This is a genomic window from Streptomyces sp. LS1784, from assembly GCF_020103755.1.
Lineage (GTDB): Bacteria > Actinomycetota > Actinomycetes > Streptomycetales > Streptomycetaceae > Kitasatospora.
In genome coordinates this window covers 42,937-55,795 of sequence record NZ_JAHSQD010000005.1, presented here as the reverse complement: position 1 = coordinate 55,795, position 12,859 = coordinate 42,937, and the positions used below count along the sequence as shown (strand labels likewise).

At 70.7% G+C, this 12,859-nt stretch carries 13 protein-coding genes; 2 read left to right on the top strand and 11 right to left on the bottom strand.

Annotated features, from left to right (window positions below; all coding sequences use genetic code 11):
* A partial coding sequence (locus KS423_RS01585) for an NAD(P)H-hydrate epimerase (protein WP_224273950.1) occupies positions 1-839 on the bottom strand: 839 nt, incomplete at its 3' end.
* Between the two features lie 181 nt (positions 840-1,020).
* Between KS423_RS01585 and KS423_RS01580 the strand changes: the two genes are divergently transcribed.
* Positions 1,021-1,569 carry a Uma2 family endonuclease gene (locus KS423_RS01580; protein ID WP_224273952.1) on the top strand — a complete coding sequence of 183 codons (549 nt, stop codon included), beginning with the start codon at positions 1,021-1,023 and terminating at the stop codon, positions 1,567-1,569.
* Between the two features lie 41 nt (positions 1,570-1,610).
* Here KS423_RS01580 and glmS read toward each other — a convergent pair whose 3' ends face one another.
* Positions 1,611-3,467: a glutamine--fructose-6-phosphate transaminase (isomerizing) gene (gene glmS, locus KS423_RS01575; RefSeq protein ID WP_224273943.1), complete on the bottom strand. Its 1,857-nt coding sequence runs from the start codon at positions 3,465-3,467 to the stop codon at positions 1,611-1,613.
* 99 nt (positions 3,468-3,566) lie between these two features.
* Between glmS and coaA the strand changes: the two genes are divergently transcribed.
* Complete coding sequence (gene coaA / locus KS423_RS01570) at positions 3,567-4,562, top strand: type I pantothenate kinase (protein ID WP_224273936.1); 996 nt, start codon at positions 3,567-3,569, stop codon at positions 4,560-4,562.
* Between the two features lie 52 nt (positions 4,563-4,614).
* On the opposite strand, the gene glmM is transcribed toward coaA, so the two are convergent.
* From glmM to rpsM, 9 genes are all read right to left on the bottom strand, one after another.
* The gene (glmM, locus tag KS423_RS01565; RefSeq protein ID WP_224273934.1) at positions 4,615-5,979 is read right to left on the bottom strand and encodes a phosphoglucosamine mutase; all 1,365 of its coding nucleotides are present in this window, start codon (positions 5,977-5,979) and stop codon (positions 4,615-4,617) included.
* Between the two features lie 165 nt (positions 5,980-6,144).
* Positions 6,145-6,648, bottom strand: a complete 504-nt coding sequence (rpsI, locus tag KS423_RS01560) for a 30S ribosomal protein S9 (RefSeq protein WP_224273932.1) — start codon at positions 6,646-6,648, stop codon at positions 6,145-6,147.
* A gap of 45 nt (positions 6,649-6,693) precedes the next feature.
* Entirely contained in the window at positions 6,694-7,137 is a 444-nt protein-coding gene (gene rplM, locus KS423_RS01555; protein WP_035848207.1) for a 50S ribosomal protein L13, read from the bottom strand.
* A 244-nt stretch (positions 7,138-7,381) separates the two neighbouring features.
* Positions 7,382-9,040 carry an ABC-F family ATP-binding cassette domain-containing protein gene (locus KS423_RS01550; RefSeq protein WP_224273930.1) on the bottom strand — a complete coding sequence of 553 codons (1,659 nt, stop codon included), beginning with the start codon at positions 9,038-9,040 and terminating at the stop codon, positions 7,382-7,384.
* 41 nt (positions 9,041-9,081) lie between these two features.
* Positions 9,082-9,993, bottom strand: coding sequence for a tRNA pseudouridine(38-40) synthase TruA (gene truA, locus KS423_RS01545; protein ID WP_224273928.1), 912 nt, complete (start codon positions 9,991-9,993; stop codon positions 9,082-9,084).
* A gap of 97 nt (positions 9,994-10,090) precedes the next feature.
* On the bottom strand, positions 10,091-10,570 hold the full coding sequence (gene rplQ / locus KS423_RS01540; RefSeq protein ID WP_224273920.1) for a 50S ribosomal protein L17: 480 nt from the start codon (positions 10,568-10,570) through the stop codon (positions 10,091-10,093).
* Between the two features lie 127 nt (positions 10,571-10,697).
* Positions 10,698-11,720, bottom strand: a complete 1,023-nt coding sequence (locus KS423_RS01535) for a DNA-directed RNA polymerase subunit alpha (RefSeq protein WP_049649049.1) — start codon at positions 11,718-11,720, stop codon at positions 10,698-10,700.
* A gap of 167 nt (positions 11,721-11,887) precedes the next feature.
* A complete protein-coding gene (gene rpsK / locus KS423_RS01530) occupies positions 11,888-12,295 on the bottom strand; it encodes a 30S ribosomal protein S11 (protein ID WP_014136257.1) in 408 nt (135 codons plus the stop codon).
* A 72-nt stretch (positions 12,296-12,367) separates the two neighbouring features.
* Positions 12,368-12,748: a 30S ribosomal protein S13 gene (rpsM, locus tag KS423_RS01525; RefSeq protein WP_097237495.1), complete on the bottom strand. Its 381-nt coding sequence runs from the start codon at positions 12,746-12,748 to the stop codon at positions 12,368-12,370.
* Positions 12,749-12,859 lie beyond the last annotated feature (111 nt).

Genomic DNA, 12,859 nt, shown 5'->3' with positions numbered 1-12,859 from the left:
ACCACCTCCTCGGCGGCGGTGCCCACGTACCGGACGGCGCCCGCGCCGCCGTGCAGTGCCCCGGCCACCGCCAGCAGCGCCGCCCCCGGGTAGGTCGCCGAACCGGCCGCCACCCCGACCACGCCGCGCCGGTACTTGTCGCTCTCCGCGCCCGGCACCGGCAGCAGCGCCGCCACGTCCGCGTGCTGGAGCGCCGTCACCTCCGCGGCGGGCAGCTCCAGTCCGATGCCGACCAGCTGCACGGCGCCCGCGTACTCGGCCCCCGGGTCCACCAGCAGCCCGGGCTTGTAGGTGCCGAAGCAGACCGTGACGTCCGCGCGCAGGGCCGCACCCGGCACCTCGCCGGTGTCGGCGTCCACCCCGCTCGGCAGGTCCACCGCCACCACGATCCCGGACCGCCGGGCCTGCGCGTACGGCCGGGCCTCCGGGCGCAGCCCGCCCCGGCCGCCGATGCCGACGATGCCGTCCAGCACCAGGTCCGCACGCGAGAAGTCGGCCAGGCCGACTTCCTGCTCCACCGCCACCCGCCCACGGGCGGCCCGCAGCGCGGCCAGCCCGCCCGGGTGCGCCTTCTCCGGCGTCAGCAGCACCGCCGTCACCCGCGCCCCGCGCCGGGCCAGCGCGGCCCCGGCGTACAGGGCGTCACCCCCGTTGTCCCCGCTGCCCGCGAGCACCGTCACCCGGCTGCCGTACACCCTCCCCCGGCGCCGGGTCAGCAGCCGGGCGCAGGTCGCCGCCAGTCCGGCGGCCGCCCGCTGCATCAACGTTCCCTCCGGCAGCCGTGCCATCAGCTCGCCCTCGGCGGCCCGGACGGCTTCCACCCGGTGTGCATGACGCATGGCAGGGGCTCCTTCAGCAGTCGACGTACCGCCGACGCTAACCCGCGCCCCCGCCCCACGGGAGCCGGGCCTGCGGCACACTTTCGAGTGACAACCACTTCGATCCCCCACCGGCTTGAGTCCGTGCACCTACCTTGTGGCTCGGTACGAACCAGCAGGAGGGAGAAGGGCCATGGTCGCCATGCCGGCAGTCGAGCACCCGCTGGGCGAGGACAGCCTCCTCCAGGCGTTTCTGGAGCTGGACACCCCGCTGGGAAGCAAGGCCGAATTCATCGAAGGGGAGATCGTCGTGACACCGCCACCGGATGGACAACACGAGGGCGCGGTCTCGAAACTCGCCAAGCAGTTCTTTCGGAACGCCGCGATCGATTTGGACATCGCAGGGGTCAAGGGCCTGATCACCCCCAGAGGCCGGTTCATCCCCGACGGCACCGTCGTTCCGGCCGACCACTTCGACCATCTGGATTCCTGGGCCCCGGCGGACGACGTCCTCCTCGTCTTCGAGGTCACCTCGACCAATCCACACAAGGACCGCGAGCCCAAGCGAAGGGGATACGCCGCCGCCGGCATCCCGTGCTACCTACTGATCGACCGCAGCGACGGCACGGTCACGCTGTTCACCAACCCTGAGGACGGGGACTACATCACCCAGAGCAAGGTCGAGTTCGGCAAGACGATCGACCTGCCCACTCCGTTCTCCTTCACGCTCGACACGGCGCCCCTGCGGTAGGACGCAGCCACCGCAGGGGCGCCGTTGCCGACGAGCGCGGACTACTCGACGGTGACCGACTTCGCCAGGTTGCGCGGCTGGTCGACCTCGTGGCCCTTGGCCGTGGCCAGCTCGCAGGCGAAGACCTGGAGCGGGACGGTGGAGACCAGCGGCTGGAGCAGCACCGGGGTGACCGGGATGCGGATCAGGTGGTCGGCGTACGGCACGACCGCCTCGTCGCCCTCCTCGGCGATCACGATCGTGCGGGCGCCGCGGGCCCGGATCTCCTGGATGTTGGAGACGATCTTGTCGTGCAGGATCGACCGCCCGCGCGGCGAGGGCACGACCACCACGACCGGCAGCCCCTCCTCGATCAGCGCGATCGGGCCGTGCTTGAGCTCGCCCGCCGCGAAGCCCTCGGCGTGCATGTACGCCAGCTCCTTGAGCTTGAGCGCGCCCTCCAGGGCCACCGGGAAGCCGACGTGGCGGCCGAGGAACAGCACCGAGCGGGCGTCGGCCAGCGAGCGGGCCAGCTCGCGCACCGGCTCCATGGTCTCCAGGACCTGCTCGACCTGCTTCGGCGCGTCGCCGAGCTCCTTGATGACGGCGAAGATCTCGTCGCCCCACTTGGTGCCGCGCACCTGGCCCAGGTACAGGGCGACCAGGTAGCAGGCGACCAGCTGGGTCAGGAACGCCTTGGTGGAGGCGACCGCGACCTCCGGGCCGGCGTGGGTGTACAGCACCGCGTCCGACTCGCGCGGGATGGTGGAGCCGTTGGTGTTGCAGATCGCCAGCACCTTGGCACCCTGCTCACGGGCGTGCCGCAGGGCCATCAGGGTGTCCATGGTCTCGCCGGACTGCGAGATCGCGATGACCAGCGTGCCCGGGCCCATGATCGGGTCGCGGTAGCGGAACTCGGAGGCGACCTCGACCTCGCAGGGGATGCGGGTCCAGTGCTCGATCGCGTACTTGGCGATCATGCCGGCGTGGAAGGCCGTGCCGCAGGCCACGATGACGACCTTGTCGACCGAGCGCAGGTCGGCGTCGGAGATCCGCAGCTCGTCCAGGGTCAGCCGGCCGTCGGTGCCGATCCGGCCGAGCAGGGTGTCGGCGACCGCCTTCGGCTGCTCGGCGATCTCCTTGAGCATGAAGTAGTCGTAGCCGCCCTTCTCGGCGGCGGAGGCGTCCCAGTCGACGTGGTACTCGCGCACGTCGGCGGGGGTGCCGTCGAAGTTGGTGACGGTCACGCCCTCCCGGCGCAGCTCGACCACCTGGTCCTGGCCCAGCTCGATCGCCTCACGGGTGTGGGCGATGAAGGCGGCGACGTCCGAGGCGAGGAAGTTCTCGCCCTCGCCGCGGCCGACCACCAGCGGCGAGTTGCGGCGGGCACCGACCACCACGTCCGGCGCGTCCGCGTGCACGGCGACGAGGGTGAAGGCGCCCTCCAGCCGACGGCAGACCACCCGCATGGCCTCGGCGAGGTCGCCCGTGTAGGCCTCGCCCAGCAGGTGGGCGACGACCTCGGTGTCGGTCTCGGACCGGAGGGTGTGGCCGCGCTCGGCGATCTCGGCGCGCAGCTGGGCGAAGTTCTCGATGATGCCGTTGTGCACCACGGCCACCCGCTGGTGGTCGTCCAGGTGGGGGTGGGCGTTGGCGTCCGTCGGGCCGCCGTGGGTGGCCCAGCGGGTGTGGCCGATGCCGGTGGTGCCGCCGGGCAGAGGGGTCTCGGCGAGCGACTTCTCCAGGTTGGCGAGCTTGCCCGCCCGCTTGTCGGTGGCCAGGGTCCACTGCCCCTCGGAGTCCTGGACCTGCACTGCGACGCCGGCCGAGTCGTAACCCCGGTACTCCAGGCGCTGCAGGCCGGCGATTACTACGTCGAGGGCTGACTGAGCGCCCACATATCCAACAATTCCGCACATGCGTGCCAGCATAAGGGCGGTTCCGCGACCGCATTCCCGCCGCGCGGGAACGCTGCGTGACCGACACCACAGCCACCGTGAACGCCGCCACGGCTCACAATGGAGCATGTGCTGACCGAACTCTGTACGCGGGGCGCCGCCACGCCCGGCCCGTCACCGTCCCCCTACGTGGACCTCAGCCGGGCCGAGTGGAGCGCGCTGCGCGAGCGTACGCCGCTGCCGCTGAGCGCCGAGGAGGTGGAACGGCTGCGCGGCCTCGGTACCGCCCTCGACCTGGACGAGGTCCGCGACGTCTACCTGCCACTGTCGCGCCTGCTGAACCTGTACATCCACGCCACGCACGAGCTGCGCGGCACGCTGGGCACCTTCCTGGACACCCCGGACACCGAGCGCACCCGCACCCCGTTCATCATCGGCGTGGCCGGCTCCGTCGCCGTCGGCAAGTCCACCACCGCCCGCCTGCTCCAGGCGCTGCTCGCCCGCTGGCCCGAGCACCCGCGGGTCGAACTGGTCACCACCGACGGCTTCCTGCTGCCCAACGCGGAACTGCGCCGCCGCGGCCTGATGGCCCGCAAGGGCTTCCCCGAGTCGTACGACCGCCGGGCGCTGATGCGCTTCGTCGCGGACGTGAAGGCGGGCAAGGAGCGGGTCAGCGCGCCGGTCTACTCGCACCTGGTGTACGACATCGTGCCGGACGAGCGGCTGACCGTGGAGCGCCCGGACATCCTGATCGTCGAGGGCCTGAACGTGCTCCAGCCGGCCCTGCCCGGCACCGACGGCCGCACCCGCCTCGCGGTGGCCGACTACTTCGACTTCTCGATCTACGTCGACGCCCGGACCGACGACATCGAGCACTGGTACCTGGACCGCTTCCGCAAGCTGCGGCAGACCGCCTTCCAGGACCCGAACTCCTACTTCCGCCGCTTCACCGAGGTGCCGGAGGAGGAGGCGATGGAGTACGGCCGGCAGGTCTGGCGCACCATCAACAAGCCCAACCTGCTGGAGAACGTGCTGCCGACCCGCGGCCGGGCCACCCTGGTCCTCCAGAAGGGCCCGGACCACAAGGTCCGCCGGGCGCTGCTGCGCAAGCTCTGAGCGCACGTCGAAGGGCCCCCGCGGCGCGGGGGCCCTTCGACGTGTCCGGGGCTCAGCCCAGGTGGGTGCGCACCGCCTCGGCCAGCCGCTGGGCGACCGTCTCGGCCTGCGCCGGGTCGGCGGCCTCGACCATCACCCGGACCAGCGGCTCGGTGCCCGACGGGCGCAGCAGCACCCGGCCGGTGGAGCCCAGCTCGGCCTCGGCCGCGGCGACCGCGGCGGCCAGCTCGGTGCTGGTCCTCACCCGGGACTTGTCGACGCCCTTGACGTTGATCAGCACCTGCGGCAGCCGGGTCATCACGGCGGCCAGGTCGGCCAGCGGCTGCTTGGTGGCGGCCAGCCGGGCGCCCAGCATCAGGCCGGTCAGGGTGCCGTCACCGGTGGTGGCGTGGTCCAGCAGGATCACGTGGCCGGACTGCTCGCCGCCCAGCGCGAAGCCGTGCTCCTTCATCGCCTCCAGCACGTAGCGGTCGCCGACGGCGGTCTCCACCAGCTCGACGCCCTCGCGCTCCATCGCCAGCTTGAAGCCGAGGTTGGACATCACGGTGGCCACCACGGTGTTGCGGCGCAGGGTGCCGGCCTCCTTCATGGCGACCGCGAGGATGGCGATGATCTGGTCGCCGTCCACCTCGTTGCCCTCGGCGTCGGCGGCCAGGCAGCGGTCGGCGTCGCCGTCCAGGGCGATGCCCAGGTCCGCCCGGTGCTCCTTCATCGCGGCGCGCAGCCGGTCCAGGTGGGTGGAGCCGACGCCGTCGTTGATGTTGAGGCCGGTGGGCTCGGCCCCCAGGGTGTGGACCACCTCGGCGCCGGCCCGGGCGAAGGCCTCGGGGGCGACGTAGGCGGCCGCGCCGTGGGCGCCGTCGATGACGACCTTGATGCCGTCCAGGCGGTTGGGCAGCACGCCGATCAGGTGGGCGACGTACCTGTCGAAGCCCTCGGTGTACTCGCGCACCCGGCCGACGGCCGCGCCGGTCGGACGGTTCCAGTCCTCGTCGCCGAGCGTGTGCTTGCGGTAGTGGGCCTCGATCGCGTCCTCGATCCGGTCGTCCAGCTTGTGGCCGCCGCGGGCGAGGAACTTGATGCCGTTGTCCGGCATGGCGTTGTGGCTGGCGGACAGCATCACGCCGAAGTCGGCGCCGAGCGCGCCGGTGAGGTACGCCACGGCCGGGGTGGGCAGGACGCCGACCCGCAGGACGTCGACGCCGGCGCTCGCCAGACCGGCGATGACGGCGGCCTCCAGGAACTCGCCCGAGGCACGCGGGTCACGGCCGACCACCGCGACCGGCCGGTGGCCGTCGAAGGCTCCGGCCTCGCCGAGCACATGGGCCGCCGCGACCGACAGGCCGAGCGCCAGCTCCGCCGTCAGGCCCTCGTTGGCCACCCCGCGTACGCCGTCCGTACCGAAGAGTCGTCCCACTGTCCCGTCCTCCATCACCACTGCTCGGAACCCAACCGATGATCCCGGCCGCCGCACCATAGCCGGGGAACACGTCGCCCCGGAGTACACGGGGTACTCCGGGGCGACGGTTTCGCGCAACCAGGGGGTGCGCCGCCAGGGCGGACCGCACCCCCGGGGAGGCGATTAGCGCTTGCTGTACTGCGGCGCCTTGCGGGCCTTCTTCAGACCGGCCTTCTTGCGCTCGACGGCGCGGGCGTCACGGGTCAGGAAGCCGGCCTTCTTCAGCGCGCCGCGGTTGTTGTCCACGTCGGCCTCGTTCAGGGCACGGGCAACGCCGAGGCGCAGCGCGTAGGCCTGGCCGGAGACGCCGCCACCGCTGATGCGGGCGACGACGTCGTAACGGCCGTCCAGCTCCAGGAGCTTGAAGGGCTCGTTCACGGTCTGCTGGTGCACCTTGTTGGGGAAGTAGCCCTCAAGGGTGCGACCGTTGATCTTCCACTGGCCGGTGCCGGGGACGATGCGCACGCGGGCGATCGCCTCCTTGCGGCGGCCAAGGCCAGCGCCCGGGACGGCCTCGCCGAAGCGGCCGGCCAGGGACTCGGAGGTGTAGCTCTCCTCGGAGGTGTACTCGCCCTCGACGACGGTCTCGTCGAAGTCGACCTCAAGGGTTTCAGTGGTCTCGGCCACGGTGTTCCTCAGCTCTTTTCAGTGTTGGGGGGCTTGGTGGCCGAATTACTGCGCGACCTGGGTGATCTCGAACGGCACCGGCTGCTGGGCAGCGTGCGGGTGCTGGTCGCCCGAGTAGACCTTCAGCTTCGAGAGCATCTGGCGGCCCAGGCTGTTCTTGGGGATCATGCCCTTGATGGCCTTCTCGACGGCCTTCTCCGGGTTCTTGTCCAGGAGGTCGTCGTAGCGCACCGAGCGCAGACCGCCCGGGAAGCCCGAGTGGCGGTAGGCCAGCTTCTGGGTCTTCTTGTTACCGGACAGGTGCACCTTGTCGGCGTTGATGATGATGACGAAGTCACCAGTGTCAACGTGCGGCGCGTAGATCGCCTTGTGCTTGCCCCGGAGGAGGTTGGCGGCCTGGGAAGCCAGGCGGCCGAGCACGACGTCGGTCGCGTCGATGACGTGCCACTGACGCTGGACGTCGCCGGGCTTGGGGCTGTACGTACGCACGGTCGTAGCCTTCGCTTTTCAGTGAGTGAGTCCTGACAGGAGCACCCGGACGGAAGAGCAGCCTGGCCATCCTTGGACGCAATTCAAGGGGGACCGCTGGTCGACGACCTGATGTCTCCGGCGTACCGACCTCTCACGTGAGATAGAGCGAGCCAATACGCACATCAAGCGTCCAGGTTACCGGCACGGCCGGGACGGGTCAAAACTCGCCCGGACCCCTCCCCGCCGGAGGCGCGGCCGTCACTCAGCGTTCGCGCTCCACCCGGGTCACGTCCCAGACCGGCTCCGACGACTCGTACACCCGGCCGTCCGCGCCGAACACCAGGAAGCGGTCGAAGGTCTTGGCGAACCAGCGGTCGTGGGTGACGCACAGCACGGTGCCGTCGAAGGCCTCCAGGCCGGCCTGCAGGGCCTCGGCGCTCTCCAGGTCCAGGTTGTCGGTCGGCTCGTCGAGCAACAGGGCCGTCACGCCGGAGAGTTCGAGCTTGAGGATCATCAGCCGGGCCTGCTGCCCGCCGGACAGCGACTCGAACTTCTGCTCCTCCTGGCGGTCCAGCTCGTACCGGCGCAGCGCCCCCATCGCGGCGCCGCGGCTGAGCGCGTGCTCCTCCTCGACGATCGACCGCACCGTGCGGCCGAACAGCTCCGGGTGGGCGTGGGTCTGCCGGAAGTGGCCGGGGACGACCCGGGCGCCGAGCTTCCACTCGCCGGTGTGCGCGACCGTCCCGTCACCGGCCAGCAGCCGCAGGAGGTGCGACTTGCCGGCGCCGTTGGCACCCAGCACCGCGACCCGCTCGCCGTAGAAGACCTCCAGGTCGAAGGGCTGCATCAGTCCGGTGAGCTCCAGCTGCTCCATGGTGAAGGCGCGCACGCCGGTGCGCCCGCCCTTGAGCCGCATGGTGATGGACTGCTCGCGCGGCGGCGCCTCCGGCGGGCCAGCGTCCTCGAACTTCTTCAGCCGGGTCTGCGCGGCGGAGTAGCGGGAGGCCATGTCGTGGCTGACGGAGGCGGCCTGACGCAGGGTGACGACCAGCTTCTTGAGCTTGGCGTGCTCCTCGTCCCAGCGGCGGCGCAGCTCCTCGAAGCGCTCGAAGCGGGCCTTGCGGGCCTCGTGGAAGGTCTCGAAGCCGCCGCCGTGCACCCAGACGCTGCTGCCGGCCGCTCCGGACTCGACACTGATGATCTTGTCGGCGGTCCTGGAGAGCAGCTCGCGGTCGTGCGAGATGAACAGGACCGTCTTCTGGGTGGCCTTGATGGCCTCCTCCAACCAGCGCTTCGCCGGGACGTCCAGGTAGTTGTCGGGCTCGTCGAGCAGGAGCACCTCCTCCGGGCCGCGCAGCAGCGCCTCCAGGACGAGCCGCTTCTGCTCGCCGCCGGAGAGGGTGTTCAGGCCGCGCCACTGGGCCTTGTCGAAGGGCATGCCGAGGGCCGCCATGGTGCAGACGTCCCAGTCGGTCTCGTAGTCGTAACCGCCGACGTCGGCCCAGTCGGAGAGCGCCTGGGCATAGGCCATCTGCGTCTTCTCGTCGTCCTGGGCGATCATCGCCAGCTCTGCGGCGTCCACCGCGCGGGCCGCCTTGGCGATCCGCTCCGGGGCGACCGACACCAGCAGGTCGCGCACCGAGGCGTCGGCCGGCAGGGCGCCAGGGGTGGACTGCTGGTCCTCACGGCCGGTGGTGCCGACGAACTGGCGCATCACGCCGAGCCCGCCGCTGATCGTCACCGAGCCGCCGTGCGGCTGGATGTCCCCCGCGATCATCCGCAGCAGGGTGGTCTTGCCGGCCCCGTTGGCACCGACCAGGGCGACCGCGGCGCCCTCGCCGACCCGGAAGGACGCGTCGTCGAACAGCACCCGCCCGTCCGGCAGGTAGTACTCCAGGTGCGAAATCTCGACGTGTCCCATGCGGACGATTCTCGCAAGCGGACGCCTCCGGCCAAAACGGATTATGCGGGAGCGGCCTGCCCGGGCAGGGTGCGCATCCGCCGGGCCAGCCGGTTGCGCTCGGCCAGCTGGTCGTCCGGCGGGTAGCCGACCTCCTCCAGCGTGAGCCCGTACGGCCGGATCACGTTGACGGCGGAGTTGCGCACCCCGCCGGCCAGCACCTCGCCGGGGAACTCCACCGGCCGGTGCCCGTCACCGACCAGCAGCATCGCGCCGACCAGCGCCCGGACCATGTTGTGGCAGAAGGCGTCGGCCCGGATGGTGGCGACCGCGAGCGAGCCCTCCTGGGCGGCGTAGGAGTCCACCGGGACACGGTCCCAGTGCAGCTCCAGCAGGGTGCGGATGGTGGTGGCGCCCTCGCGCTTCTTGCAGTACGCGGCGAAGTCGTGCTCGCCGAGCAGCAGTTGCGCGGCCGCGTTCATCCTGTCGATGTCCAGCGGCCGGTCGTGCCAGAGCACGTGGCCGCGCAGCAGCGGGTCCACCCCGCCGGGGTGGTCGGCGACCCGGTAGGCGTACCGGCGCCAGATCGCCGAGAAGCGGGCGTCGAACCCGGGCGGCGCCTCGCCGACCCGGTAGATCCGGACGTCCCCGGGGAGCCGGCCGGCCAGCCGACGCAGCAGCTTCTCCCGGTGCGCCGCCCACAGCTCGGCCGGCAGGTCGACGTGGGCGACCTGGCCGCGGGCGTGCACCCCGGCGTCGGTGCGGCCGGCCACGGTCAGCGGGAACAGCTCCGGGCTGCGGGTGACGATCTGGAGCGCGCTCTCGATCTCCTCCTGGACCGTCCGGCGGCCGCCCTTCTGGCGGGCCCAGCCGGAGAACTCGGCGCCCTGGTAGGCGAGGTCGAGCCGAACCCGGACGTACCCGTCGGCCGGGCCGTCCTTCACCGGCGGCTGCTCGGCGCAATCGTTGACCACTGCTTCTCAACTCCCGGACTGCTCTGATCGGCCAATGGACGGGAACGGGCCCGCTCCCCCATCGCTGGGGAAGCGGGCCCGCGAACACCTGGAGGTGTCAGGCCTGCTCGGCCTCGGCAGCCTCGTCGGCCTTGGTCTCCTCGACCTTGGCCTCCTCGGCCTCCTTGACGGCGCGCTTGGTGGCGGCCTCGGCCTCGCCGACGGCGGTCTGCGCGACGGTCAGCGCCTCGACCAGCTCGATCACGGCCATCGGGGCGTTGTCGCCACGACGGGGACCGATCTTGGTGATGCGGGTGTAGCCACCCGGGCGGTTCTCGTAGCGCGGCGCGATCTCGGTGAAGAGGGTGTGCAGCACGGCGATGTCGGTGATCGTCTTGCGCACCAGGCGACGGTTGTGGATGTCGCCCTTCTTCGCCTTGGTGATCAGCTTCTCCGCCAGCGGGCGCAGGCGGCGGGCCTTGGCCTCGGTGGTGGTGATGCGACCGTACTGGAACAGCTCACGGGCCAGACCGGCGAGCAGCAGCGGCTCGTGGTGCGGGCCACCGCCCAGGCGGGCACCCTTGGTGGGACGCGGCATGGAATTACTCCTTGAATCTCCGACTGCGGCCGTACCAGGTACCGCAGCGGGCGTACGGGCACTGTGCCCGTACGGCTTTCATGACGACGGGGGCGGCTCCGTGGAACCGCCCCCGCGGCCAAATCTCTTAGTACTGCTCGGTCTCGGCGAAGTGCGAGTCGTCGAGGTCGTCGGCGCCGAAGGCGTCGGCGGCAGCGGTCGGGTCGAACCCGGGCGGGCTGTCCTTGAGGGCCAGGCCCATGCCGGCCAGCTTCGCCTTGACCTCGTCGATCGACTTCGCACCGAAGTTGCGGATGTCGAGCAGGTCGGCCTCGGAGCGGGCGACGAGCTCACCCACGGTGTGGATGCCCTCGCGCTTGAGGCAGTTGTAGGAGCGGACGGTGAGCTCCAGCTCCTCGATCGGCAGCGCCAGGTCGGCGGCCAGGGCGGCGTCCGTCGGGGACGGGCCCATGTCGATGCCCTCGGCGTCGATGTTCAGCTCGCGGGCGAGGCCGAACAGCTCCACCAGGGTCTTGCCGGCCGAGGCCATGGCGTCGCGCGGACGCATGGCGGGCTTGGTCTCGACGTCGACGATCAGCTTGTCGAAGTCGGTCCGCTGCTCGACACGGGTGGCCTCGACCTTGTAGGTGACCTTCAGCACCGGGCTGTAGATCGAGTCGACCGGGATGCGGCCGATCTCCTGGCCGGAGGCCTTGTTCTGGACGGCGGAGACGTAGCCGCGACCGCGCTCGACGGTCAGCTCCATCTCCAGCTTGCCCTTGCCGTTCAGGGTGGCGAGGACCAGCTCGGGGTTGTGCACCTCGACACCCGCCGGCGGGGCGATGTCGGCGGCGGTGACGACACCCGGGCCCTGCTTGCGCAGGTACATCACGACCGGCTCGTCGTGCTCCGAGGAGACGACCAGCTGCTTGATGTTGAGGATGAGGTCGGTCACGTCCTCCTTGACGCCCGGCACGGTGGTGAACTCGTGCAGGACGCCGTCGATGCGGATGCTGGTGACAGCGGCACCCGGGATCGACGACAGGAGCGTGCGGCGCAGGGAGTTGCCGAGGGTGTAGCCGAAGCCCGGCTCCAGCGGCTCGATCACGAACCGCGAGCGGAACTCGTCGACGACCTCTTCGGTCAGCGAGGGACGCTGAGCGATGAGCATGTTTTGATCCTCCAGTCTTCGGCGCCCACTATTTGACGCCGAACGAATGGCCGTGAGGCGGTGGCCTCACGCCAAGCGTACGGGCTCCCGAGGACAGTTTCTCAATCAACTGTGTGGGAGCCCGTACGAGGTTTAAAGCAGAACCCAGCGTGCCCGAAGGCGCTGCGTCAGACGCGGCGGCGCTTCGGCGGACGGCAGCCGTTGTGCGGGGTGGGGGTGACGTCCTGGATCGAGCCGACCTCCAGGCCGGTGGCCTGGAGCGAACGGATCGCGGTCTCGCGGCCGGAGCCCGGACCCTTCACGAAGACGTCAACCTTGCGCATGCCGTGCTCCTGCGCGCGACGGGCAGCGGCCTCGGCGGCCATCTGCGCGGCGAACGGGGTGGACTTGCGCGAGCCCTTGAAGCCGACGTGGCCGGCGGAGGCCCAGGAGATCACGTTGCCGGACGGGTCCGTGATCGAGACGATGGTGTTGTTGAACGTGCTCTTGATGTGCGCGTGGCCGTGAGCGACGTTCTTCTTTTCCTTGCGGCGGATCTTCTTCGCGCCGGCAGCCTGACGACCCTTGGGGGGCATAAGTCTGTTCTCCTACTGAGGTGGTCGGTCCGCTGACCCGCGGGCCGGAGGGATGTCCGGTTACGGGACGGACTACTTCTTGCCCGGCTTCTTCTTGCCGGCGATCGCGCGACGCGGGCCCTTGCGGGTACGCGCGTTGGTGTGGGTGCGCTGACCGCGGACCGGCAGGCCACGGCGGTGACGCAGACCCTCGTAGCAGCCGATCTCGACCTTGCGGCGGATGTCGGCGGCCACCTCACGGCGGAGGTCACCCTCGACCGTGTAGTTGGCGTCGATGTACTGGCTCAGCTTGACCAGGTCCTCCTCGGAGATGTCGCGAACGCGGACATCCGGGTTGACACCGGTCTCGGCGAGGGTCTGCTGGGCGCGGGTACGGCCGATGCCGTACACGTAGGTGAGGGCGATCTCGATCCGCTTCTCACGGGGGAGATCAACGCCGGCGAGGCGTGCCATTCAAGGCTCCTGTGGTTCTTCAGAGGTCTTGCGTGCTACCTACTCCGACACCTCACGGTGAGGGAGCCCCGGCCTCTGACCGGGGGCGGCAGTCCGTTCCTCGCGGATCGG

What these genes read in the sequence shown, in the direction of transcription:
- KS423_RS01580 (WP_224273952.1), top strand. Translation starts at nt 1,021, where the DNA reads ATGCCGGCAGTCGAGCACCCGCTGGGCGAGGACAGCCTCCTCCAGGCG.
- glmS (WP_224273943.1), bottom strand. Translation starts at nt 3,467, where the DNA reads ATGTGCGGAATTGTTGGATATGTGGGCGCTCAGTCAGCCCTCGACGTA.
- coaA (WP_224273936.1), top strand. Translation starts at nt 3,567, where the DNA reads ATGGAGCATGTGCTGACCGAACTCTGTACGCGGGGCGCCGCCACGCCC.
- KS423_RS01550 (WP_224273930.1), bottom strand. Translation starts at nt 9,040, where the DNA reads ATGGGACACGTCGAGATTTCGCACCTGGAGTACTACCTGCCGGACGGG.
- rplQ (WP_224273920.1), bottom strand. Translation starts at nt 10,570, where the DNA reads ATGCCGCGTCCCACCAAGGGTGCCCGCCTGGGCGGTGGCCCGCACCAC.
- KS423_RS01535 (WP_049649049.1), bottom strand. Translation starts at nt 11,720, where the DNA reads ATGCTCATCGCTCAGCGTCCCTCGCTGACCGAAGAGGTCGTCGACGAG.
- rpsK (WP_014136257.1), bottom strand. Translation starts at nt 12,295, where the DNA reads ATGCCCCCCAAGGGTCGTCAGGCTGCCGGCGCGAAGAAGATCCGCCGC.
- rpsM (WP_097237495.1), bottom strand. Translation starts at nt 12,748, where the DNA reads ATGGCACGCCTCGCCGGCGTTGATCTCCCCCGTGAGAAGCGGATCGAG.